At 41.3% G+C, this 25,828-nt stretch carries 20 protein-coding genes; 9 read left to right on the top strand and 11 right to left on the bottom strand.

Annotated features, from left to right (window positions below):
* Positions 1-303 precede the first annotated feature (303 nt).
* Positions 304-2,886, top strand: a complete 2,583-nt coding sequence (locus KPY62_RS07705) for a Tex family protein (RefSeq protein WP_216581484.1) — start codon at positions 304-306, stop codon at positions 2,884-2,886.
* 114 nt (positions 2,887-3,000) lie between these two features.
* On the opposite strand, the gene KPY62_RS13775 is transcribed toward KPY62_RS07705, so the two are convergent.
* Both KPY62_RS13775 and KPY62_RS07695 read right to left on the bottom strand, forming a co-directional pair.
* Positions 3,001-3,543 (bottom strand): hypothetical protein, encoded by a 543-nt coding sequence (locus KPY62_RS13775; protein ID WP_228730619.1) that lies wholly within the window; start codon positions 3,541-3,543, stop codon positions 3,001-3,003.
* A gap of 447 nt (positions 3,544-3,990) precedes the next feature.
* Entirely contained in the window at positions 3,991-5,355 is a 1,365-nt protein-coding gene (locus KPY62_RS07695; RefSeq protein WP_216581483.1) for a saccharopine dehydrogenase family protein, read from the bottom strand.
* A gap of 592 nt (positions 5,356-5,947) precedes the next feature.
* Here KPY62_RS07695 and KPY62_RS07690 point away from each other — a divergent pair.
* A complete protein-coding gene (locus KPY62_RS07690; RefSeq protein WP_201621614.1) occupies positions 5,948-6,103 on the top strand; it encodes a DUF1328 domain-containing protein in 156 nt (51 codons plus the stop codon).
* Between the two features lie 108 nt (positions 6,104-6,211).
* On the opposite strand, the gene KPY62_RS07685 is transcribed toward KPY62_RS07690, so the two are convergent.
* The 4 genes from KPY62_RS07685 to KPY62_RS07670 form a co-directional block, all read right to left on the bottom strand.
* Positions 6,212-6,505, bottom strand: a complete 294-nt coding sequence (locus KPY62_RS07685) for a 4a-hydroxytetrahydrobiopterin dehydratase (protein ID WP_216581482.1) — start codon at positions 6,503-6,505, stop codon at positions 6,212-6,214.
* Positions 6,506-6,859: 354 nt separating this feature from the next.
* On the bottom strand, positions 6,860-7,153 hold the full coding sequence (locus KPY62_RS07680) for a GNAT family N-acetyltransferase (RefSeq protein ID WP_216581481.1): 294 nt from the start codon (positions 7,151-7,153) through the stop codon (positions 6,860-6,862).
* Between the two features lie 168 nt (positions 7,154-7,321).
* Positions 7,322-8,752 carry a fatty acid desaturase family protein gene (locus KPY62_RS07675; protein ID WP_228730618.1) on the bottom strand — a complete coding sequence of 477 codons (1,431 nt, stop codon included), beginning with the start codon at positions 8,750-8,752 and terminating at the stop codon, positions 7,322-7,324.
* 274 nt (positions 8,753-9,026) lie between these two features.
* Positions 9,027-10,322 (bottom strand): flavin reductase family protein, encoded by a 1,296-nt coding sequence (locus KPY62_RS07670; protein ID WP_216581480.1) that lies wholly within the window; start codon positions 10,320-10,322, stop codon positions 9,027-9,029.
* A 146-nt stretch (positions 10,323-10,468) separates the two neighbouring features.
* Between KPY62_RS07670 and KPY62_RS07665 the strand changes: the two genes are divergently transcribed.
* Positions 10,469-10,612 (top strand): hypothetical protein, encoded by a 144-nt coding sequence (locus KPY62_RS07665; RefSeq protein WP_216581479.1) that lies wholly within the window; start codon positions 10,469-10,471, stop codon positions 10,610-10,612.
* A 514-nt stretch (positions 10,613-11,126) separates the two neighbouring features.
* Positions 11,127-12,788, top strand: a complete 1,662-nt coding sequence (ettA, locus tag KPY62_RS07660) for an energy-dependent translational throttle protein EttA (protein WP_216581478.1) — start codon at positions 11,127-11,129, stop codon at positions 12,786-12,788.
* Positions 12,789-12,889: 101 nt separating this feature from the next.
* Here the strand turns inward: ettA and KPY62_RS07655 are convergent, their stop codons facing one another.
* Positions 12,890-14,305, bottom strand: coding sequence for a hypothetical protein (locus tag KPY62_RS07655; protein WP_216581477.1), 1,416 nt, complete (start codon positions 14,303-14,305; stop codon positions 12,890-12,892).
* Between the two features lie 174 nt (positions 14,306-14,479).
* Positions 14,480-17,368, bottom strand: coding sequence for a glycerol-3-phosphate 1-O-acyltransferase PlsB (gene plsB, locus KPY62_RS07650; protein ID WP_216581476.1), 2,889 nt, complete (start codon positions 17,366-17,368; stop codon positions 14,480-14,482).
* Positions 17,369-17,620: 252 nt separating this feature from the next.
* Here plsB and ybaK point away from each other — a divergent pair, with 252 nt between their 5' ends.
* A complete protein-coding gene (gene ybaK, locus KPY62_RS07645; RefSeq protein ID WP_216581475.1) occupies positions 17,621-18,100 on the top strand; it encodes a Cys-tRNA(Pro) deacylase in 480 nt (159 codons plus the stop codon).
* Between the two features lie 35 nt (positions 18,101-18,135).
* Entirely contained in the window at positions 18,136-18,510 is a 375-nt protein-coding gene (locus KPY62_RS07640; protein ID WP_216581474.1) for a 5-carboxymethyl-2-hydroxymuconate Delta-isomerase, read from the top strand.
* 15 nt (positions 18,511-18,525) lie between these two features.
* Here KPY62_RS07640 and KPY62_RS07635 read toward each other — a convergent pair whose 3' ends face one another.
* Complete coding sequence (locus KPY62_RS07635) at positions 18,526-18,978, bottom strand: hypothetical protein (protein ID WP_228730617.1); 453 nt, start codon at positions 18,976-18,978, stop codon at positions 18,526-18,528.
* Between the two features lie 237 nt (positions 18,979-19,215).
* Positions 19,216-21,036, bottom strand: a complete 1,821-nt coding sequence (locus KPY62_RS07630; protein WP_216581472.1) for an acyl-CoA dehydrogenase C-terminal domain-containing protein — start codon at positions 21,034-21,036, stop codon at positions 19,216-19,218.
* Between the two features lie 490 nt (positions 21,037-21,526).
* Here KPY62_RS07630 and KPY62_RS07625 point away from each other — a divergent pair, with 490 nt between their 5' ends.
* A complete protein-coding gene (locus KPY62_RS07625; RefSeq protein WP_216581471.1) occupies positions 21,527-22,663 on the top strand; it encodes an FUSC family protein in 1,137 nt (378 codons plus the stop codon).
* 18 nt (positions 22,664-22,681) lie between these two features.
* Here KPY62_RS07625 and aroE read toward each other — a convergent pair whose 3' ends face one another.
* Positions 22,682-23,545 carry a shikimate dehydrogenase gene (gene aroE / locus KPY62_RS07620; RefSeq protein WP_216581470.1) on the bottom strand — a complete coding sequence of 288 codons (864 nt, stop codon included), beginning with the start codon at positions 23,543-23,545 and terminating at the stop codon, positions 22,682-22,684.
* A 515-nt stretch (positions 23,546-24,060) separates the two neighbouring features.
* On the opposite strand from aroE, the gene KPY62_RS07615 reads away from it, so the two are divergent.
* A complete protein-coding gene (locus KPY62_RS07615; RefSeq protein ID WP_216581469.1) occupies positions 24,061-24,723 on the top strand; it encodes a hypothetical protein in 663 nt (220 codons plus the stop codon).
* 129 nt (positions 24,724-24,852) lie between these two features.
* A complete protein-coding gene (locus KPY62_RS07610; protein WP_216581468.1) occupies positions 24,853-25,821 on the top strand; it encodes an aminotransferase class IV in 969 nt (322 codons plus the stop codon).
* Positions 25,822-25,828: the final 7 nt, after the last annotated feature.

The raw sequence follows: 25,828 nt of genomic DNA, 5'->3' as shown, positions 1-25,828 counted from the left end.
AATTGTTGGCAATTGAAAACCCATAAACTCAAATATTAAATTTTGCGAATAAATCTTAAGAAATTGCCAGTCATTGACTGGTGTTTATAGTATTCATGCTTTAGTGTATAAGATTGCACCGTCAATTGCATCACTATTAGGCACAAATGCTGTATGCGTTTGTTTAACAAACACAGATAACAACTACTATATTGCCTTTTATCCCCTAAAAATACTTATAGGCAATGAAAAAATAAAAAGAATTTTTATTTATGCAGCTTTTGCTATAATGCCAAACACCATTTCTTAACGATTGATATGTATATGAGTAGCACTGATACCTTAACGTCATCACTAGCCCCGACAAATGCACAGGGCTTAGATGCAACCACACACGCGAATATTCACGACAAGCTTGCTCGCGCGCTTGGCATTAAGACTGCTCAAGTTAAAGCGTTTGTCAAACTTTATGATGGAGGGGACACGGTTCCATTCATTGCTCGCTATCGTAAAGAGAAAACTCAAAATCTCGATGATGTGCAGCTACGTGCGCTAGAAAAGTCACTCAATTATGAACGTGACATGGCCACGCGCCGACTGAAGATTACTGAGTTACTCAGCACTCAAGGTAATCTTACCGATGAGCTGCAAAAGCGTATCGATAATGCCACTTCTAAGCTAGAGCTAGAAGATATCTACTTACCCTACCGTCCACGTCGCCGCTCACCAGCTGCTAAAGCACGTGCTGCCGGTTTAGATAACGCAGCTCAAGCCGTATTGACTACAGAGACTACTTTAGAAGATGCGTTAGCGAATTATCAAGCACCAGCTACTATCACTGATGACAGTGGTAACGAGATTGAAGTTGATTTCGCAGACTTAGATAAGCAGTTGGCAGGGGTACAAGCCATCATCGTTGATGAATGGACGCAAGAATTAGGCTTATTGGATAGCTTACGTAATGGCTTTGCCAAGACAGCTAGTATCGTATCAGCCGTTGCTAGTGATGATAAGCGTGAAGTAGGTGAAAAGTTCAAAGACTACTTTGAGCATAGTGAGAGCCTTGCACGCCTGCCTAATCATCGCCTATTAGCTATGCTACGCGGTCGTCAAGAAAATGTTTTAGGTCTAAAAATCGAGGGCGAAGATGCCCCCTTTATTGATAAAATAGTTAAGAATTTTGAGATTGATGGTAAAGCTCCAGCAGCCCGTCATGAGTTTTTGCTAGAAGCCGCTAACAGCTTGTGGAAAGAAAAATGGCGTCCACATATTGAACACCGCTTATTGACTGAAAAGCGTCTAAATGCAGAAGCCGATGCTATTGAAGTTTTCGCTAGTAATCTACAGCACTTATTGATGTCAGCTCCAGCGGGTCGCAAAGTTATCTTAGGGGTCGATCCTGGTATTCGTCATGGGGTCAAAATGGCTATTATTGATAGCCAAGGTCACGTGATGTTGGATAGCAGCGACAAGCCAGTGATTGCTACGGTTTATCCTTTTGCTCCTGATAATAAGATGGATGAAGCCAAAACTGTTATTGATAAGCTATTGGCTACTTATAATGTTGACTTAGTAGCTATCGGTAATGGTACAGCGAGTCGCGAAACCGACGCTATGATTAAAGAGATCCTAGCCGCTAATGAGGCGTTACATGCCAAAGTGGTCATCGTCAATGAGTCAGGTGCTTCGGTATATTCAGCCAGTGAACTGGCTAGTGATGAGTTGGCCAATTTAGATGTATCAGTGCGTGGTGCAGTTTCAATCGCTCGTCGCTTGCAAGACCCTTTATCTGAGTTAGTAAAAGTAGATCCAAAAGCTATTGGTGTCGGTCAATATCAGCATGACGTTAACCAAAACCAGCTTGCCGATAGTCTTGATAAAGTTACTCAAGATAGCGTGAACGCGGTTGGGGTTGACGTTAATACTGCCAGTCCTGCTATCTTGACTCATATTGCTGGTTTGAATAAAAATGTTGCGCAGCAGATCGTTACTTATCGCTCTGAACATGGTGCTTTTGCCAGTCGTGAAGATCTAAAAAATGTACCACGTTTAGGTACGAAGACCTTTGAACAAGCGGCAGGATTCTTGCGTATCAATGACGGTACTAATCCTCTAGATGCGACTGGTGTACACCCAGAAAGCTATCAGTTAGTAGCGGCACTATTAAGTCAAACTGGTAAAGATTTAGCGGAGATTATCGGTAATGATGGCGTGCTGAATAGCATTGACATCACTGCTATTGCTGCTAATGATGACAACATCAGTATTAGCGCTATTATCCAAGAGTTGGCAAAACCTGCCCGTGATCCACGTCCTGAGTTTAAAACGGCCACTTTCCGTGATGACGTCAACAGTATCAAAGATTTGTCTGAAGGCATGACGCTTGAAGGCGTAGTTACTAACGTTACAGCATTTGGTTGCTTCGTCGATGTCGGTGTTCATCAAGATGGCTTAGTGCATATCTCTCAGATGGCTAATGACTTTGTTGCTGACCCTATGAACCGAGTTAAGCCAGGCGATATTATCTCTGTTCGGGTAATCTCTATTGACGAAAAGCGTGGCCGTATCGGTTTTAGTATGAAACCTGAAGCTGAGAAACCAGCTCGCAACGCTAATAAGGCCTCAGCTAATACTGATAGCAAAAGCGCTAATGACAGCACTCAAAATGTTAATAGCAGTGCTGAGCGTAAAACTAGCCGTCCACAAGCTAAACGCCCAGCGTCTGATGATAAGCGCTCTGCAAAACCACGTGGGCCACGTACTGATCGAAATGATAAGCGTAGTACTACTAACACTAGTACCACTAATCCTAGCAGCAGCAAGCCTAGTAAAGCAGAAGCTCCTAGCAAGATGGGTACTTTTGGTGCCTTGCTACAAGAAGCTGGTGTGACTAAAGCTAAAAAGTAATCAGGGTTTATTAAAGTATAAAAAAGGCAGCCTGATGGCAACTCTATCAATTTTATTTTTTGATAACGATAGACCAATCAATAATTGCGTTAGCAAAGTTGACTAGCTATTAATTTATAAATCGTCTTCTTCTGAAGCTTCTGCTAAGTCTTCTGGTGCCTCTAGCACAGGATCTTCAGATATTATTTCAGTGGTTTGTAATTCTGAGTTTTGTAAAGCTTCTGCTGGTGCTTTTATTTCCGTAGTCATCGGTTGCTGACCGTTCGGTGCTTTTATTTCTGTAGTCATCGGTTGCTGACCGTTCGGTGCTTTTATTTCTGTAGTCATCGGTTGCTGACCATTCGGTGCTTTTATTTCTGTAGTCATCGGTTGTTGACCGTTCGGTGCTTTTATTTCTGTAGTCATTGGCTGTTGACCATTATTACTATTGGCCCGTGTGCGTGAAATAGTTTTAGTTTCGCTAATAGTAAACGGAATCATTTTACTGGTTTTAGAAGTATTTGCATCAGTCTCGTTATCTGTGCTTGCAACAGCCCTCTCAGCGGTGGCCGTTGTCTTGTTAGCGGCTTTAGTATTAGCTGGAGCGGCCATTGCCAATGTTGGGATAGTAAGTGCAGCGCCAATCAATAATGATAAAGCTAGATTATGGTTTTTCATTTATTTAATCCTCAATTTATAATTTTATAATGTCAATTAGAATAGTCGTACAAATAACTCTGATTAAGTACGGCTTAATATAGTGACTTTCTATTTAGAATACAGAATATATATATTTAAAATAACTAATATATAATCTATAGAGAAAATAAAATCATGATAATCAATTGGCGACTATCATGACTGATTCGTATAAAAATGTTGGTCAGTACACAACGTTATCTATAAATATAAAAAATATCGTAAACACTATGGGTAATAATAACAATTTAAATACCAACCATTCAGTGGTACATCGATGTAAAGTCTGTCAGACTTCTGCTAATAAGTGATATTGTGCAATTATTGTAGTGTTATTGTTAGATAAAAACCGCATCTTGTTGCCAAAATGCGATTACTTTAAGGCTACTAATTACTAGTTCCCAAACAGCTTTGTAAGCTATAGGTTTAGCTATCAATCACATCAAAGCTTAAACCAGCATGTTTCTCTAAACGCTCAAGTAACTTGTTGCCCATTGCTGAAGCAGGTGTCCAAAAACCACCGTCCACTTCTTCTTTACTGATGTCTTGCGCTAAGCATAAAGCAGATTGCGCTAGCATGCGTGAAGTACTGCCGTATCCAGGATCTCGGTCACCAGTTACTTTAGTGCTAATAGTATCGCTGTTAGAGGTTTTCCCAAAAAACCTAATATCAAAAAAGCCTTCATTTTGTTCTGATTTAGAAGGCCCTGAGCCTGATTTAGGTAATACATGCTTCGATAGCAACTCACGACTTGGCTTAAATATCATCGCTGTCGCAAATCCTAATAAACCGGCGCTTAAGCCATAGCTCATCAATTTACCTTTGATACCATCTTGCATCCACATGGCTTCATCGTATTTAAAATTATGCCCATACTGATAGCTTAACAGCTGGTTGCTACGATGAACGATACGGGTATTGATACTTGCCATCACAAAAGGAGCTAGCCAGCGCTTATGCTCACTATCGTATTCAGGCTTGCCAACATTGTCTTGGCGTACACTAGGCGCATCTTTATCATCGTTCAATAGGTAAGGGTTAGCAACTTGCTTACGACGAGCTTTGTCTTGACCTACCTCTTCAAAGATAGTGGCCATAGAGGCGATAGTACCGCCAGATAAGCCACCTTTAGCTGCTTTTACCCGCATATTGATGCTTTGACAAGCTTGACCAAACTTAGCTTCAGCATGCTGCTGAGTGAAGTAGACGCCTAAATCAGAAGGTATAGAGTCAAAGCCACAAGAATTGATGATGCGTGCGCCACTTTGTTTGGCTGTCTGTTGATACTTATCTAACATATCTTTAATAAAAATGGCTTCGCCAGTGAGATCAACATAATCAGTACCGTTTTCAGCGCAAGATTTGATTAGGGGTTCGCCGTATTTTAGATAAGGACCGACTGTTGAGATAACCACTTGTGTCTGTTTAGTCATAGCATCAAGGCTAGCTTGATCGTCACTGTTAGCCATGATTATATCGACCTTATCAGTTTTTGTGCTTTGGGATTGCTGCAGTCTATTGATTGCAGTCTGTAGAGTCTCTAACTTTTGCTGATCACGTCCTGCTAACGCCCAAGATATTGGCTTTGATTGATTGGCATTATCAGCTTGCTGCTCAGTTAGAAATTTTGCTAAGTAGTGAGCTGTGATTTGCCCAACAAAGCTAGTAGCGCCATAAAGAACAATAGAATAAGCACGCTGTGCACCGTTAGACGCTGGATTAGCCTGTCGTGCAGTGTTTTGCTTAGACTGATTTGTAGCGTCTTGGCTAGAATTAGTATCATTGTTCATAATTATTCCCTTTACAACTAATTAGAAGGCTTATTTAAAATAACCATAAAATGTTGATGACAGCACTTTATAAATGTAGATGGTTATAATGATTTTTATAGCTGACTGCTACTGTAACTGTGGCTTGTAATTGTTGCTATAGACGATTAATTGAATAGCTTCATAACTAAGATTTTGTATTAATCGTTCTACAAGCTTGTAAAAACATCAACGCTTAGACTGATAGAATAGTATTTAGTGGATAAAAGTTGTTAAGCAAAAATATGTAGACATATAATCGCCTAAAAACCAAGTAAAATCACTTAATGTGATATATTTGCTACAAATATGGCGTTATCGCTACACAGGTTACACAATATAGCGTGAAGAATACCAAAATGAACGTATTAAGCTAATAAATGTTGCTAATCTTCTGTTAAGTTAATAACAACAAAGTTAATAACAATATTGAGCATCAAAAATAGTGGTTTTCTAAATGGCGTTAAGTATAGGTTAATAAATAGCCAGTTAGAAAACGGATAGTAGTAATTTTTTAGCTATTTGATATCTGTTTTGATGTTTATCTTTTGATTTTTATATGAGGAGAACGATTATGTTTCGTTGGGCTATTATTTTTGCAGTCATCGCACTGATAGCAAGTTTGTTAGGCTTTGGTGGAGTTGCCGGTTTGTCATCTAACTTGGCTTATATCTTCTTAGTTGTTGCCGTAATTCTATTCATAGTGGCCTTTATTGGTCGCAAAGTCTAATAGACGGTAATTGTCAAATAGAAAAAAGTCCTCACTTGAGGACTTTTTTTTGGGTTTAATCAAGGTGAATGTTTTGCAGGTTCTAAATAATATAATAACCAAGATTAGCTACAGACGTTTAGGCTGAATAATATATTCCATACGCTTGGCCAAACGGATATCGAGACTAGTAATACCACCAGTGTCGTGAGTAGTCAAACGCACATCAACTACGTTATAAGTATTATGCCATTCAGGGTGATGCTCTAATGCTTCTGCATAAAAAGCAGCTTGATTCATAAAACTCATAGCCTCAATAAAATCACTAAAGTTGTAAGACTTAACAATACTATTACCGTCACGTTGCCAGCCGGCTAAATCTTCTAGCTGCAAGTCGACTTGTTGGTTAGATAAACTACTCATAGCAATATCCTTTATTATTAGGTAAAAGCAAGCTGGCACTGTAAAGCCAGTGGCTGGTTAAGATGCTGAGTGCTATTATTAAGCGCTTTAGATCTAGGGTAACTGAGCAGTTATTTTATAATATATAAGGTGCAAAAAACCTACCTATCTTTTGCAGCTCCTTACTATAAATTAGTGGTTAAACTATGAAATATAGCAATAAAGGTCGCAAAATATAGGCAGGTATTGCAACGGTTAAACCGTTATAGCTGTCATCATAGGATCGAATAGTAGCAGAGTTAGCAATAAATGCTAGTACTACTAATAGTTAATTGTTGCTTAGCAAAACTAGCTCTTTGTTCTACTAGTCTGCGCTTAGCTGATAAGGTCTTTATAATCAGGATGCTTATCAATGTATGAGGCTACAAATGAGCATTGTGGAAGCACTTTTTTATCATTATCACGGGCATAATTTAGTGCATGCTTTACTAAGGCAGATCCTACGCCCTTACCACCTAATGACTGCGGCACGATAGTATGGTCATAAATTAAAGTGTCGTCGCGCTGCTGATAGCTTATATAACCAATTTGCCCCTCTACTGTAGTTTCAAAACGCTTTGCTTGCTCGTTATGAGTAATAGTTATGGGGTCTGTAGAGGCTTGGTTCATAAAAAATCCTTTTATTATCATCATGATTTATTTTTTGCTACTAGTCTAAATAGTACAAGTTTGCAGCTTATTAGTAAAAAGCTTAGCAGTTAAAACTATTATTAAGTTTACTTACCTGAGTTACTAGTAGCTTAACGTGTCTTAAAGCAATAGCAGATAGCTGAACAGTTACTGCGTATCCGTGCTGCGAGCATAAAATAAGGCTTGGCGTACTACTTGCGGCAGATATCTCTTAAAGCCTGTGACTGGATCAGAAATTCGCTGCTGTTTTTCCATTACTTTATCAGTAGCAGCATCCGCTAGCGTTTGTGCTTGATTATAAACGGCTAGTTCATCAACGCTAGGTTTACTGAAATGATAAATGCGCTTCAGGACTTGTTTAAACTGACTACCAAAATGACCAGTATTGTAAGACAGGTTATAGTCACGGCAGATAGCTTGCACTTGTGGCACGATACTAGCGTAACGATTGGCGGGCATATCTGGGAAGATGTGATGCTCAATCTGATGTGATAGATTACCGGATAAAATATGGAATAGTTTACTACCCTCTATATTACTCGATCCTAGAATCTGCCTAACATACCAGTCGCCTTTACTCTCATTTTCATCAAAATTAGTATAGATGTGAGCCTGATCAGTAAAATGGCCACAGAATATGATTGCCCAAGTCCATAGGTTACGTACTATGTTAGCAGTAGCATTGCCTGTTAGCGTGCTTAACGCACTGCGACGACCTAAAGCCAAGCCCACAGTAGCTGGCAATACTAGATAGTCCTTAGCCACTTGCCGAGCTATTTTGGCCCAAAGAGCGCGTGATTTCTGCTGTAGTATCTGCTGCTTATCTTCAGCGTCTGCGTATTCCTCAACACTGATTTGAATGTCATGGAAGGCCACTGCCCACTCAAACCCTAAAGCTAGAATCAAAGTTTTTAGCGGATTATAGCGATCTTCTGGTGTCCACGGCTGCTCATCAGTTACTCGAATCAAGTGATAGCCAACATCGTGATCACGGCCTACTATATTAGTAAAAGTATGATGCAAGTAGTTATGCGAGTGCTGCCATAAAGGAGCAGGGCAGACAATATCCCAATCGAATTTTTGACTGTTTAGATGCGGATGCTGCATCCAATCATACTGACCGTGCATAACATTATGGCCAAGCTCCATATTATTTAAGATTTTGCTAAAACTAAGCATCGAAGTACCTAACAGCCATACCGCCAGTTGAGCACGTTTGGTTGCTAGACGTCCTGCGATCGCAAGTAGAGCACGTGCTGCGATTTCACTACACACTACGGTTGCGTAAACACGCTGAATATAGCGAGTATCATCGACACCTAAAGAGTCCATAACTTGGTTATAGAGAGTATTTAACTCTACTGCTAAGGCTTCGGTTTGCGCTTTTGATAACGGCGTTTGCGTAACAGTAGGGTAAAGCGAGTCTTTAGCCAACTTTGCTTGATCTTTCGCTGCATTGAGGTGTTTTTCGACAACACTATTGCTGCGGACACGCTGCTCTTTGTGACTGGTAATTAATGGGCTAGTCAACATAGGAACAGCAGAATGTGCGGTGGATATAGGCGGTAATAGACGCATTAACAATCCTCAGCCAAAACTGCTTATGGTTAGCAGTGACAGCAACAGTATAGTAAATCAAATGTGATGTAGCATATAACACAGCTTGACCTTAGTCTGTTTGAATCTAGTATAACTTGCTGTATTTTGGTTAGTTTTTCTAATTACTCAGTAGTAACTATACAATTGAACTAATTAATAACAGCTTTTAAAATGGCGTGCTTTTATACCTGCCAATACCTATTTTGATCAATCAAAGTACGTATTGAGAGTGATACTAGCCACTCACCAAGGTTTAGATGTCTAGTACCACATCACTCATCGCCACACTAAGGCAGGTTTGGATCGAGTCATAACCGTCGCTACTTAGTTTGCCTGTTTGAATGTTTTTAACTACTCCGCTGACTTTATTACAGCGACATAACTGACATATGCCCTGACGGCAGCCATAATTTAAACGGATACCTGCTTGTTCTGCCGCCAGTAACAAAGTGCCGTTACTGCTAAATTGCTGCTGTCGGCTACGTAAATACACCGTATGGGTTTGGATATCAGATTGCTTACCCATAGCATCTACTGCTTGTGCCGCTAAGGCGGTACCGAACCGTTCTATAATTATATTGTCACGCAGTGAGTGCCTTAGATCGAGCTTACTATTCGCTACTGACTGTAAATCACCTAATAGATTTAAATCCTCTGATAGCTTTAAACCAGCCTCTATTTCGTCTACGGCCTTATACAAGCCCGCTATCAAAGCTGGGCTACCACAAGCAAATATTTGGGTTGCAAGTAAGGGTAAGTTTAGAGCCAATAAGCTGCTAGCTTGTAGATGACGGCTATCCGCTAAATAACTAGCTGGGTCTTCAGTATTGATTAGATGATAATTGAAACTAGCATGCTCGTCAGCTAATAGCTGCCAGTAGCTCTCTAGCACTGACCCACGATTATAATGTACTAAGGTCACTGGGCGCTGATGCTGCAGGGCTTGGTTGATCAGCCCTAGCATCGGGGTAATACCGCTACCACCAGCTATAAGTAGCAGCGGTGTTTGGCTACTAAAAGTTAGCTTTGCAAGCGCTGGTGGGTTATCAGATAGGCGAGCCTGACTGCTTAAAACAGCTTGCTGCAAAGTGAAGTCGCCACTAGGTACGCTGCTAGTAAATATAGTGCCAATGGCAGCGTGTTGGGTCAGATAATTTGACACCAAGCCTTGTGGTTTAAGGGCAATAGTAACCGTATGGCGCTGGCGTCTAAGGCTCTTGATAACAGTCTTAGAATGACTAGGTTCAGACCAACATAAAGTCTGTTGCGGTAGACCTATTAACGAATAGCTACGTTGATGATAGATACCGTCGATAGGAATAGTTAGATTAATATGTTGACCACCATGCCAGCCACCATGTGCGTCAGATGCGCGTTGCCTAAAGGCACGATTGACCTCGAACTGTAACGCTATCAACTCTTCACTAAGCGCATGCCGACCAATTAAACGCAGCTTTGGCGCAGTCAATGACCAAAACGGTTGCAAACGTGAGCCAATAAAATCAACAAACGCACTTTGAATAATTTCAGGACGATAACTGGAGGTCATAGATTGATTGCTCTTTTTATAAAGCGCTTTAAAAAAGCTGTTTTAAACAAGTGGTAATGGCGATTATTAATTAAGAGTATAGTTTAACGGTTTTATGTAAGTTTGCTGTGGTCTATTATGACAGATATAGAACAAGGATGATTGCAATGGCACATACGATTTTAGAGTTTAAAGATAAACATATGCGATTTACTGGAGATGACTTAATTGTCGCCAGCATCTTAATGCTTGAATTAAATAAAGAAGCGATTGCTTTGTATTTTCCAACTATGAGAAGCATTTGGCTATAGGAATTTACACCAGCACTTCCTTTTATGACAGACCTAAATTTAGATACTTCTGTCATAACAATAGACTTAGAGCATGAATTTTTAAAAATGATTAAAAATACTTACAATCATATTGAATCGAACACTTATGTTAATAATTCTTACTTGAGTCCGATATATCATTTAATAGAGACTAGTCATCTTGGAGTACCTCGTCAATATCATGCAAATTTAATATTAGTAGCATTAAAGGGACTAAAATCGCTTTTTAGCTAATCACATTTTATTATTAAAGCTAGTAAGTTCTTAAATAGCGTCTGATAACAAGGTTTTAGCTAAAAAAGAAAGGGTTTTAAGTAAAAAGCCAGTAAACCTGCCCGAAAGCTATCTGTCAGCTTGCAGCCTATGCGCCACAATGCGATAATGAGGGACAATTTGTAATCCTAATTTTAAGACTTAGCAAACGCAGCTGCGCTATTTTTTTTATATTTAACAGTGCTTGCTACTCTTTTTTATGCAGTCCATCGGAGTGTTAATGGCTCAATATATTTACACAATGAACAACGTGTCAAAACTTGTTCCGCCTAAGCGCGAGATTTTAAAGAATATTAATTTATCGTTTTTCCCAGGTGCCAAAATTGGTGTTCTGGGTATCAATGGTTCAGGTAAATCTACTTTGCTACGCATTATGGCAGGCGTGGATACCGAGTTTAGCGGTGAAGCACGCGCGCAAACGGGTACTAAAATTGGCTATTTGCCGCAGGAACCGCAGTTAGATGATAGTAAAGACGTTCGTGGTAATGTCGAAGATGGCATGCGTGAAGCGTTAGATGCACTAGCGCGTTTAGACGCTATCTATGCAGAATACGCTGAGCCTGATGCTGACTTTGATAAACTTGCTGAAGAACAAGGCAAGATGGAAGACATCATTCAAACGTGGGATGCGCACAACTTAAACAACCAGCTAGAAAAAGCCGCCGATGCGCTACGTCTACCACCATGGGATGCGGACGTCAGCAAACTATCAGGTGGTGAAAAACGTCGTGTGGCACTATGCCGTCTATTATTGTCACGCCCTGATATGCTACTACTCGATGAGCCAACCAACCATTTAGACGCTGAATCAGTCGCATGGCTTGAGCAGTTCTTGCAGAACTATAGCGGTACTATCGTCGCTATTACCCATGATCGTTATTTCTTAGATAACGTTGCCCAGTGGATCTTGGAGCTGGATCGTGGCCATGGCTATCCGTATGAAGGCAACTACACTGAGTGGCTTGAGCAAAAGAACACTCGTTTAGAGCAGCAGAATAAGCAAGAAGAGTCATTCGCGAAAGCACTGAAAAAAGAGCTTGAGTGGATTCGTACTAACAAAAAAGGCCAACAAGCTAAGTCTAAATCACGTGTACAGCGTTTCGAAGAGCTAAACTCAACGGAGTTTCAAAAGCGTAATGAGACCTCTGAAATTTATATTCCACCAGGTCCACGTTTAGGTAATAAAGTCATCGAAGTGAACGATATCTCCAAATCATTTGGCGACCGTTTGCTTTATAAAGACTTGAGCTTTAACGTGCCAGCGGGTGCTATTGTCGGTATCATTGGTCCTAATGGTGCGGGTAAAACTACGCTATTCAACATGATTACCGATCGTGATAAACCAGATACAGGTTCTGTTGATTTGGGTGAAAGTGTTAGCGTCGCTTATGTCGGTCAGGTTCGTGATAACTTAGACGATACTAAGACGGTTTGGGAAGAGATCTCTGACGGTTTAGATATCATTACCGTTGGGGATTACACTACCCCAAGCCGTGCTTATATCGGCCGCTTTAACTTTAAGGGTTCAGACCAGCAAAAGCACGTCGGTCAATTATCCGGTGGTGAGCGTAACCGCTTGCAACTAGCTAAAACCTTGAAGCAAGGCGCGAACGTATTGCTACTCGATGAGCCCTCTAACGATTTGGATATTGAGACTTTACGTGCGCTTGAGGATGCTATTCAAGTGTTCCCAGGTACGGTAATGGTAGTATCGCATGATCGCTGGTTCCTTGACCGTATTGCTACGCATATTCTAGCCTTTGAAGATGAAGCGCCAATTTGGTTCGACGGTAACTACTCTGAATTTGAGACTTATCGTAAAAAGACTATGGGTGATGATGCAGGTCCTAAGCGTGCAAAATATAAGAAAATTACTAACTAAATGAGTAAATTTTCAGCCTTATAGCATTATATTATGATAAAAAAAGACTACTAATTCATTAGTGGTCTTTTTTTGAGTGGCGAATAATCAAAATAATGAGTTTAAATATCTATTACTTCACAAGCCATGTTCTCAAGCTTTGATAGCTTGTGGCGTAGATTCTGTTGTAGTAGCTCTAGCTTATCTTCGGACAATTTGCCTTCGATAAAAACTTGGATGCAGCTGTCGTCAGCTGTTTTATAGCCAACTTTAATTTCATCAATAAACAAAACATGATCGTAGTCATTAGCATTGTCGCTAGCATTATTACTAATACTACTATTACTAGCACTAAATTCTTCATGAGCACAAGTTCTATGATCAAGAGGGGGTATCAGTAACTGATGATAAAGGTAGCTATTAGCGGATTGATTAGTGCATTGCTCAATAACGGCTGAATAATATTCTATCTGATCCTTAATATAAGCTATACCTTGTGATGATTCAGCTGTGTTATCTAACTTTAGATAGTGGTCTAGCTGCTTATATTCCCAAAGATTTAAGCTATTGCCATCTTGCCGTCTGACATAAAAACGTTGCCAGTTGCGATGACGTTGAGTAACGTTTTTCCAAATCAAAGTAGTAAGATTCAGCACCCACGTATCAATATTATCAAGGAGTGGGGCGATATCATCGATTAATAACTGTCCACCAGTGATGATGATTCGGTTATCTTGTAGTCTGGCATGATGATGATTAATCCAGCCCATACTATTACGAGTGGCGACTTGCTGAATCGTAAAATCATGAATATCTAATCGATAGACAGGAGTGTGATTATATTGGCGCTTCTCAGGATAGCCTAACGAGCCGATGATGATGATATGCTGCTCATCTGCAGTGCCGACTAAAGTAGCCGTATGAAAGTCAGTCGCTGGAAACACAGTTTTTGGATAACTATAAACCTCAATAGTTCCATCAGTATTTATAACGCTAACCTCATTATAAATGTAAAAATCTGCATCATAATAATCTTCATATTCACCAGCAATTAGAATAATACGTCCATCTGGTAGTAGCGTTTGGCTTTGGCCCATACGCCCTTGAGACCATAAAGGTAAGGTTTCAAAGCTGTTATTGCTCACATCATTATCGATGATAATTTTTCTAATACTGTGAGCATTGAGGTCATGCTTAATCACCCATTGATAAAAAGGATTGGTAAAATCGGTTGGGTTTTGTTTACCATAAATACGATGTTTAAACTTTTGGTAGCTCAGCAAAAACTTTTGGACTTGCTGAGTATCAAGGTTTGCTAACTCATTATAGATAGCTTGCTGCTTGAGGTGTCTAGGCAGCTGGGGTACGGAGTGCGGTGGGGTGCGATAAGGCGACTTGGGATTGATATAAGGGAATACTATAAATTTAGAGCATCGTAAATTAATAGCCACTACATTAAGTAGGCTATGAAAATAAAGAAGTTGAGTGATGTTAGATAAAGAGAAAGAGCGGTTTACTTGATAAAATTTTAGAGTCATATATAGCTGTCGTAGCATGACGACAGGCAAGGGGTCAGATGAGTTTTGAGTAACAGCATACAGATTATTATTACTTTATGCTGATCATTAATAGTAACAGAAATTTTTGCCAAAAAAAAGAACTTCATAAAGAAGCCCTTTCTTATAATTATGGTGACTAGCTCGCTTCAACGGCTAGCGCTTACGGCCAAACTTACGCTGTTTTTTATTGCTAATAGCCGTGATAGCATGGGCGATCTCTTCTTCATCTAGGCTCGCCACTTGTTGCAAGATCTGCATCATATCCGTGCTAAGCACATACTTGGCATGATGAGCGATATTATTGATGCGCTCATCAAAAGTTAGAACGCCAGTCTCACTATCGGTTTGGATATAGTCCAAACGACTTAGCGCATTGACGAAGCTAGTAAACAGCGAGCGATCAAAGAAGTCAGGAATATCGTCGGCATAGAGTACTGATAGACGCTGACCAAGCAGGTGGCATAGGTCAACGACCTCTTCTGCAGTCAAGTTACCTGAGCCTTGTTGCGCTAGTAGGGCAAGGGTCATAAAGTAACGCTCAAGGCTGTGTTCGACTGGCGTTGCCAATACAGTCAGCTGTTGATAGCTACTGCTATTAGCTTCAGGAATACCGAGTATGCCATCACCCAACTCAACGATTAAGTCATGCGCAATTAGATTGTCTATTTTATCATTGAGCGTGTCTTTGAGTCCGTGAGCCGAATAATGCAAGAACAACTCGCTTTGCAGGAATGGATATAGCTGCGCTACGATATCATCGAGACGATGACGTTTGATACGACCATTACGAGCCACTAATGCTGCTAAGAACGACTGTAAAATAAACACATGCAATATATTATTGCGGAAGTAGCTAAGTAGTGCTGCTTGGCGATCAACGACCTGAATAATATCCCCTAAGATATGCGGTATACGTTCAATAAGCTTGAGCTTGATACCATAATTGACAATCTGTTGCGGACTCATATCAGTGATAATAGTGTCTTCATCATAAGGCTGCTGGCGAGCAATACTCTGATATAGAGCAATCTGCTCGCGACAGATACTTTCATCTAGCGCCGCTTTTGGAGCTGATAATACTACTAATGACAACAGCGATATTGGGTTGACTACCGCCGCTTTATTGATGTGCTGCATGATCTTGACGCCGATATTATCGACCATCGCCGTAGCTTTTGCATCCAATGGCGTATCAGTACGATCAGCGGGTAAGCTTTCAGCAGGAACATCGAACTTCTGCATGAAGTCAGTTAAGTGTAATGGCGTACCAAAGCTTAAATGGACATTACCAAAGACCCGTTCAATCTTACGAGTGACTTTGAGTAGCCCTATCAACGACTCTGACTCTTTAGGCTTACCCTTTAGCTCACCAACATAAGTACCGCCTTCCATAATACGCTCATAACCAATATAAGTAGGAATGAAGACTACTGGCTTATTAGTCTTGCGTAATTGGCTATGTACCGTCATCGCTAACATGCCCATCTTCGGCGGCAACAAGCGCCCTGTACGCGAACGTCCGCCTTCTATAAAGTATTCAATCGGCGTATTCCGAGTGATTAAGGTATGCATATATTCACGTAATACTGCAGTATATAATCCATTACCACGGAAGCTACGGCGGATAAAGAAAGCCACTGCACCGCGCAATAACGGTCCTAATACGGGCACGTCTAGATTGTCACCGGCCGCTACGTAAGGAATGCTCAGTCCACGCTTATAAATAACATAAGACAACAGCAGATAATCGACGTGGCTGCGATGGCAAGGCACATAGATGATTTCATAATCCGCTGCCAGCTCACGCACTCGCTCAAAATGGTGTACTTCTACGCCATCATAGAGCTGAGTCCATAACCAAGTCAAAAACCGATCAAAGACTCGAATAATAGGGTAAGAGTAATCGTTGACCATCTCATTAGCATAGCTTTTGGCTAGGATATGCGCTTCACGCACACTAGTGCCCGTCTCCTTAAATTCGGTCTCTATCGCATGTTTGATAGCTGGGGAGTAGATGAGCTTATCGACTAGATTACGTTTGTCAGATAAGTCAGGGCCGAGCATACTGGCGCGCTGCTTATCGAGATACACATTCAACTGCTGCTGGATAGTACGTGCCACCTCACGATTGGCATCAGCAGCAGCTACTAAAGAATTCATCGGCAAGGGTTGCAGCATCTCATTACTAGGCTGAGCGCTTGACGGATCACTATCAGTTATTTTTTGCAGTAGGTATTCTTTATCATTATCATTATCATCATCAACATCAATATCATCGTTATATAAGCTGGCGCTTAACTCATTAATAACGCTAGTCGCTACACAATTATCCTCTACTTCCTCGCACAAATTATGATATACGACGGTACGCAGATCTTGTGAAGGATGAAACTGTACAAAAGTATCACGGCCCATCACTCCAATGTTGAAGAGCTGCTTAGTGATGCTAGGGTCTTGCCAATTGTCAGTCATTAACAGTTTGAACAGCGAGTCCTCTTTTTCAGGAGCACGCCCCCATAGAATAGACACTGGCACTAAGCGAATCTGTAACTCTGGGTATTGCAGAGCAGCAGAAATCAAGCGCATTAAACGCGGTGAAACTTGATCCTGTTTAGCCTTTGGATGATGCAAAAATATAATAGCCGCACTCTCATCTATTTGATGGACACTGTCTTTTACCCCAACCAAAGCCGGAGGCAGTTTATGCTCTTGAGTTTGTAAATCGATGAGAATACTGTTCGAACGGGAATAGTCTTGCAGCACATAAAAGGTAAGGGTTTGATCCTCAGCGGCGAATTCAGGTAACTCACCTAGCAGTTTGGGTTTGACTGCTACATCCAGTATTTGTCCAGACAGCTTACGATAGAGCTGATTGATAGGGGTTTTGGCAGCAGGCTTAACTAGCACTTTTTGACTATCCAAATTACCATCAGCACGGCTATCAACACCGCCAACATCATCAATACCATTATCATTATTGGTTGAAGACGATTCAGCAGCGCGCTCTGTTAAAAACTTGTTTTTTAAAAAACTGGGTATCATAATCAGCAGTCAAACTTTGTTAAATGTAATGCGCTTATGATGCCACAAAAGTCGTTAAAGCGATATATGGTGTCGGTATCTACTAGTATTATTATTTATAGATACCAGAACGCTTAACTACACGTCCAGCAAACCCAAGCCACCGCAAAGGTGGTGCAGCTACTTTACCTGTTGGCCATCTTTGCTTACTATATAAGCTAGCTAAACTACTTTAGTCTAAGTCTGTTGTTATTACTATTTAAGTGAGCCGCTATGACCCCTGCTATCGAGCTGGCACAAAAGCTCAATATTGACTACCAACTTCATGATTATAGTCATGATAGCCAAGCTGCCTCTTATGGCTTAGAAGCTGCTGAGAAATTAGGCGTGGCTGCTGAGCAAGTATATAAAACCTTGGTAGTACAGACCGATACTAACAAGCTAGCCGTAGCGATTGTGCCAGTTAATAGCACAGTCAATCTTAAAAAAATGGCTAAGGCTATCGGCTGCAAAAAAGTACAAATGGCTGATCCTAAGCAAGTCGAACGCAGTACTGGTTATGTGCTCGGTGGAGTCAGCCCACTTGGTCAAAAAAAGCGTCTAGTAACCGTTATAGAACAATTAGCACAACAACAGTCAACCATCTATGTCAGTGCTGGTCGTCGGGGTTTAGAGATTGAATTAACCGCGCAGCAGTTAGCAGAGACTTTAGACGCGCGCTTTGTAGACATTGCAGATACTGCATATAAATAGCCACTTCATCTTAAAATTACTATAAGGATAGAACCATGCCTCATTTAACCATTCAAGCGACGCCAAACGTCAGCATTCCTCATGAAGAGTCTTTACTTAAAGCTCTTAACCAAGCGCTCTGGGACAGTGGGCATTTTGGCAAGGCCACAGATATTAAGGCACGAGTCCTACCCTTGAAGACTTTTTTGGTTGGCGTGCAGGATGATGAGCAACAGCAAGGTTTTATTTACGCCCACCTAAAGCTGATGGCAGGACGTGATGATAAGACTCGCAATGAGTTAGCGCAGGTATTAGTGGCAACTTTAGAGGAAAAGCTAGCACTAGAACAATCAGGTCGTGCCAGCCTACAGATATGTGTCGAAGTAGAAGAGATTAGCACCATTTATCATAAGAAGATTATGGGCAGTTAAGGGAGCAAGCTATAACTATTTACATAGCGACTCACTAGCATATTTCGGTAGCAGAATGACTTCGACAGTATAACCTGCTGTTTTTCCTTGCGTAGCCATCAAGTTGCGGGCGATACGTAGTCGATAGTTACCTGTTGTTGGTAGGCAGCCCTGATAGATGATACCGCCCTTAGTGCCATCTTGCTTACCGCTGGGCATCTGTAATACCCCAATATTGGCAGTCTCAGGGGTACCGGCGAGTGGCGCAATATTAATCAAGGCATACTGCCAACTGGTGGCACTGAATTGATACCAATGCTCATTTTGATCAGGCTTTAGTTTGCCAGTGATAATAGTACTTACTTGGCCTTTGTTAAAGTGAATTGGGGTGTCAGTCTTATTAGTAGTACTACTGTTAGGGCTGGCTTGCACGCTACTTATGCTCATTAAAGCAATAATAGCAGCAGCAGGGACAAGGGCTTTATTCATAAATAAATTCATAACGGATTCTCATAAAATTATTAGCTTACATTGCTTTGAGGACTAATAGTTTAAATTTAGGCCATATCCGTTGATAGTTTTAAGGTGAGTTAATCTTTATATCCGTAACTTATAGTAGCTAAAAATAGCACACAAAAAAGCGCCCAGCTATTAATCACTGAGCGCTTTTTTGACTCCAATAAACTACAGTTGACCTAAGCTAACTGCAGCTAGCTTAAGCTAATGTTAGTCTAGGAAAGCGAAGCTATCGATATCCATCGCAGTCATGCTTTCACTTGGCGCAACCATACTTTCGGCATGACCTGAGGTACGTGGCAAGATTTTATCAAAATAGAATTCTGCCGTTTGGATTTTGGCTTGATAGAATTCTGGTGATTCAGCACCACCGCTTTCTAACTTCTCATAAGCGACAGCCGCCATACGTGCCCAATGGTAGCCCATCATTACATAACCTGAATACATCAAGAAGTCATCAGACGCCGCTGAGATAATTTCACGGTCTTTACGAGCGATCAACATTAAGCGCACGGTTAAGGTGTTCCACTCAGCACATAGCTTAGTCAATGCCCAAACGAATTTGCGCATGTCTTTATCAAGCGCGTACTCACCACACCATCTGATGATAGTAGAAGTATAGTCACGGATGATCTTGCCTTTAGACTGTAAAATAACTTTACGACCTAATAAGTCTAGGGCTTGAATACCAGTGGTGCCTTCGTACATAGTAGCGATACGGGCATCACGAGCGATCAGCTCCATGCCCCATTCTTTGATATAGCCATGACCACCGTAGATTTGCTGACCATGCTTAGCTGCTTCGATACCAAGTTCAGTTAAGAAACCTTTTAGGATAGGAGTATAGAAGCCTAATTTATCATCCCACTTTTCAAACTCAGCATCATCACCATTAGCGATACCTTGAGACATCTTATCGGCATAGCGTGCTGAATGATAAATCATTGAGCGACCACCTTCGGCAAAGGCTTTTTGAGTCAACAGCATGCGACGTACATCGGCATGATGGATGATAGCATCGGCTACTTTTTCAGGATCTTTAACCCCTGATAAAGTGCGCATAGAGCGACGATCTTTGGCATAAGGTAGGGCATTTTGGAAAGATAATTCAGTATGTGCTAAACCTTCGATACCTGTACCGATACGAGCCGTGTTCATAAAAGTGAACATAGCTTTTAGGCCTTTATTTGGCTCACCAATCAGATAACCAACCGCTTCATCAAAATTCAATACGCAAGTGGCTGATGAGTTAATGCCCATTTTGTGCTCGATAGAACCACAACTGACCCCATTACGATCGCCAAGTTCGCCTTCAGCATTTGATAAAAATTTTGGCACGATAAATAAGGAAATACCGCGTGTACCTTCTGGTGCATTAGGTAGGCGTGCTAAAACAATATGAATGATGTTTTCGGTTAGATCGTGTTCACCACTAGAGATAAATATTTTGGTGCCGCTAAGCTTATAGCTACCATCATCTTGTGGAATGGCCTTTGATTTAACTTGGCCCAAGTCAGTACCGCACTGTGGCTCAGTCAGACACATAGTACCTGCCCATGAGCCTTCAATCAATTTATGCAAATAAGTCTGCTTCTGATCTTCCGTACCATACTGTAATAAAGTATTGATACAACCCGTTGATAGGCCAGGATACATAGACCAAGGCCAGTTTGCGGTACCTATCATTTCAGATTTGATCAAGTTGAGTGACATAGGTAAGTTCATACCGCCATACTCTTCAGGATAAGAGATACCTTGCCAGCCGCCTTCTACGAACTGATTATAAGCTTCTTTAAAGCCTTTAGGCGTAGTTACCACCCCATTGTCAAAATGACAGCCTTCTGCATCAGCAGGCTGATAAAGAGGCGCAAGGACATTTTCGGCAAAATCAGCCATGCTTTGTAAGATCATATCAACAGTTTCAGGATCAGCATTGGCCCCGTTATCTAAAGTTTTGTAATGGCTTTGAAAGTCAAAAACATCATTAATCAAAAACTTGATATCACGTAAAGGCGCTTTGTAAGTTAACATAGTCAGTCTCGCTATTTAATGTGCCAAAATTATTAGATTTAAGGCTTATTAGGGGTTATATCCAAATATAATAGTAATAGTAATATAACTATAAAAATATTTATAACTAGTTTTATCAGCAGGTTATGAGTTGAGTAATGGATTATACCTATAAGTTATTACTACAGAGTAACAGGGGTCACGGCTAAGCGTTTAGTCTTAGCTGTCTAGTATAAAGCTTAGAGGAAGATGCTTTTTGCTGTGTGCAGTTAAAAGCACAGCATACTAAAGGCTACTTTGATGCTTAATCTAGTACAACATTGGCATTATTATAAGCGTTATAGAATGATAAATATATAATATATAACTAATATTCATATGTTGTTGGATAAGTCATTAAATTAATTCATATAGGATAGTCTATCTCAGTGTAGCTTAGCTATTAATTAATTGACAATAAGTAATAATTAACTAGGGTTTGTGTAACCATAGTCAACAGGAACCTCGTTTTATGAGTCTAGCGCCGCGTATGCATCAGTTGAAGTATTGGCTTCAACAAGTGTTGATCAAGCTTAGGTTTTTGATAAAAGGTGAGATTGCGCATTTATTTAGCGTCAAAAAAAGTCAGAGACCTTGGCATATGCCGATTGTAGCGGCTATTGCTATCAGCTTTCCAGTATTCGTTGGGGCCTATTTTGGCGCTTTGCCTTCAGGTATTAAAGCCTCATTAGGCGCTATGATTATCCTAAATTTACCTTTAGTAGGGTCATTGCCGCACCGATTGGTCACTGTGATGGCATGGGGCTTTGCGATGTCCTTAAGTTTTGCGCTAGGAGCAGTAGCGCAGCAGCTCCCTTGGCTTAGATTACCAGTATTTGCGCTGATAGCTTTTGCAGTGATTGCTTTTGGTCGCTACTATCGTCAGCCGCCACCAGCAGGGCTATTTATTATGATGGCTGGTGCTATTGCTTTATTTATACCTATACCTTCGACACAAGTGCTGCCAGCCACAGGTCTAGTGATGTTTGGTAGCGTCTTTTCAATCATTATGGCCTTGTTTTATTCGTTACTGTTACTAGCGACAAGGCCTAGCCAACCTGCACCTAGCTACAATTATGAGCCAGATACGCTGAGTGAAAGTATCATAGTAACCAGTTTTGTTAGTTTGACTTTATTGATCGCAGTGCTGCTGGAGATGTCTAACCCTTATTGGGCAGCAGTCAGCTGCTTTATTATCATTCAAGGGATCCATCTTCGTACTATTTGGATAAAGCAGTTTCATCGTCTGCTGGGCACTTTGATAGGTGTAGGTCTGGCAGGATGGATGTTGTCGTGGGGTTTGAGCAGCTGGCAAGTGGCCTGCGCTATACTATTGATGATGTTGAGTATTGAATCCTTAATCGATCGTCATTATGGGCTGGCGGTCATCTTTATCACTCCTTTGACTATATTTATTGCTGAGTACGGTAGCGGTAATGCGCTAAACGAGCAAGTCTATCAGGAAGTTATGCGCGCCCGCTTGCTCGATACGGCACTCGGCTGTCTGTTAGCTCTTACTGGCGGCTTGATGATGCACTCGATTAAGCTGCGCTTACCCTTACAAAAGCTAGAAAAACGTCTGCTTATGCGTTTTGGCTCTAAACCGTAAATGCCGCTTTTGCAAGCTTTATGTCGCCCCTGCTTTTAGGCTGACCGTCGCGCTCTTAACATCGACAGCTTGTCCAGTCCAACGCTCAAAGCTAAGCGCCGCTTGAGCGATAAGCATACCGTAGCCATCAGAAGTCTGCGCGCCACGCTGGGCAAAATGTTGCAAAAACGGTAAGGCTCGTCCATACATTAGGTCATAGACATAATGGCTGCTTAAGTCGTCTGCCAATGGCAAAGTATTTCCTGAGAGCCCAATAGAAGTAGCATTAATAATCAAATCAAAGGCTCCAGTTAGCTCTTCAGTAGCACAGCTCTTAAGCTTATGACTGTTGATGGTACTATTAGCTGCACTAAGCTCAGTGACTAAGACTTGCGCCTTACTAACAGTACGATTGGCAATAGTCAAGGTACTGATACCAGCTTGTATAAGGGGCAGGACCACTCCGCGTGCTGCACCGCCAGCACCAATAATAGCGACGCGTGCACCATTGAGTGGCCAGCCTAAGCTCTCGATATGATTGACTAAACCTTGACCATCAGTATTGTCGCCATATAGCGCCTCATCCTTTAGCAGTAAAGTATTTACTGCCCCTGCAACTTTGGCATGTTCAGACAAGCTACCCTGAGTCTGGCAATAATCATAAGCCAGTTGTTTAAACGGTACTGTAACATTGGCTCCTACACCGCCACCATTAAAAAAAGCCGTAATCACTGCATAGAAGCTTTCAGCATTATCAGGACAGTATTGGCGTTGATAACTGATATCTAGGCCACTTTGCTTGGCGAATACTTGGTGAATCTCAGGAGATTTGCTATGAGCAATAGGGTTGCCAATGACCATAAAGTGTTGCTGAGCTTTGGTAAAGGTTAAAGTTTTATTCATAAGTACTAGGCTACCTGTAGTCTGCTATTTATAGGGTTGAGCATAAGTAGCTAACGCTATAAATAGAGGAGAATAATAGAAACATAATAAGGATTTTGTGAAAGCGATTTTGCTACTGTAAGTAGCAAAACGTTAAAGCTAAAAGTGGCTAAAACCTACCCTATAATAGAGTAGAATTAGAGATTTTATGAATCTCAGGTAAGCGCTTTTTGGTTAACACTAATAATAGTAATAGCAAGTTTTAGACAAATACCCAGCTCATAAATACTTAGGTAACAAATATCTCTTAACGGTGATTGTTATCTGTAACGTAAAGGCTAGTCAATAGCTTGGCAGTTGGGTAAACTATGTTATCAAGTGCGTGACATCTATAACTATTAATACTAGGGCGTGTTGAACATTCGACCACAGCGATGGCGTACTTATTGCAGCAGTTAGCGATATCAACTGCTAATACATTACTGTTTTTGCTAATACAATTTTGCGATAAACCTAAAAATGTGAGTAAACTGCCCATGTGGAATAAACCCCTACAGACATTTATGATTGGCGTGACTATGGTAGCTAGCCTATCATTAAGCGCCTGTAACAGTGATAAGAAAAACACTGCAGAAGATGTGGCTGCTACTATTAGTGGTGATGCACCAGCATCTGAAAAGGCCACATCAGATAGCACTGTAGCGCAAAGCGACTTAGATGGTGCAGTTACTGAGCAAGGGGTACCCGTCAGCTACGATTTGGCTAGTTGGAACAAGGGCAGTGTAAAACCGATTCAAATCGATGCATTAGACGACATTAACGCCACCTTTGGCAAAGTGGTGAGCAAGGATGAGAATAGCTTAGACTATGCTAGTAATCCGGCGACTAAATATCGCTTTATGACTACCAAATCGCCTTATTTAGATGTCATTGACTCCCAAAAGTATTTGGAGCTAGGTTGGTACTATGCCAATCCTACTGACTCTGATGAAGAAAAACAGCAAAGTAAATCTCATGCCAAAAAGGCTTATAAAGTAGCGCGCCAGTTGATGGGTGACGAAGGCGGTAAACTGCTAGCAGACATGCTAAATGGTCAAATCATCAAAAATCAGACTATAGGTAGCCAAAAAATAGAGCTGGCTAAATGTGAGTTTTACAGCTGTATGCTAATACTTAGTAAAGCCGGTGCCAGCACTTAAGCTTGCTAATCAAATCAAGTCGCTATACCAATGCAAGGGCTAGCGAAGTAGTTAGCAACAGCCATAATGCCTGTGCTAATAATCGCGTCAACAGTTGTACTAATCCTCATTCTTTAAGTCATATTATCAATGATATCAGATAAATACAGCTTATGGTCAGCGTTATCGTCCCAGCCTAATACTGGACACACAGTGCTGACGCCTAATAATCGTGGGTTGGCCTATGGTGATGGTTTTTTCACTACTATGGCAGTGATTGATGGCACTATATTATGGTTAGACTATCATCAGCAACGACTCATCTCTCATGCTCAAGCCCTACAGCTCGATATCGATAGCGACAAACTATTAATTGAGCTACAGGCGCAAGCTCAACAGCTGCAACAAGGGATGCTCAAGCTTATCATTACTCGTGCTGAGCAAGCATTACGTGGTTATGCGTTTAGGACTAGTGAGTCGGGCAGTGCCTGTGAGATTTGGCTTAAAGCTACGTCGATGACTAAGGTTATTACTGAACAGCTAAGCTTGCCTGATGGACGTTCGCTATTGATACAGCTGATGACTCAAGCTTGCTGTCTAACCTCACAGCTTGCTTGCTTACCATCAACTTTAGCAGGCCTCAAAAGTCTAAATCGGCTCGACAATGTGCTGGCAAGTGGTGAGTTACAAACTCTCAAAAATACTAGAGTAGTAGCAAATGGCGATGCTATAGGAGAGGGGCTGCTACGTGATATGACAGGCAGTTGGGTCGAAGGCACTATGAGCAATGTCTTCTATCAGTTGACTGAAGCTGCAGTAGCCGACCGAGCACAAACCTATTGCAGTGTCGTTAATGATAAGCATGATAGGGCAAAACCTTGCGACTATCTAACTACTGGCCAATGGTATACGCCTTCTATGAGCCAGTCCGGTGTCGCTGGAGTCATGCGCCAAGTAATAATCGATGCGCTAACAGTGACTACTACACCGGTCATCATTCGTCCTCTAACAGATAACGACTTACCCCAACTGTCACAGCTGTTCTTCTGCAATGCGGTACGTGGAGTGATGCCAGTGTCAGCGCTTACTTTGTTGAGCGGCGAGGTTATTAGTTTCTAAATGAAAT

The organism is Psychrobacter sp. TAE2020 (genome assembly GCF_018919485.1).
In the GTDB taxonomy this organism is placed as follows: domain Bacteria; phylum Pseudomonadota; class Gammaproteobacteria; order Pseudomonadales; family Moraxellaceae; genus Psychrobacter.
This window is presented reverse-complemented; position numbering and strand designations above follow the sequence as displayed.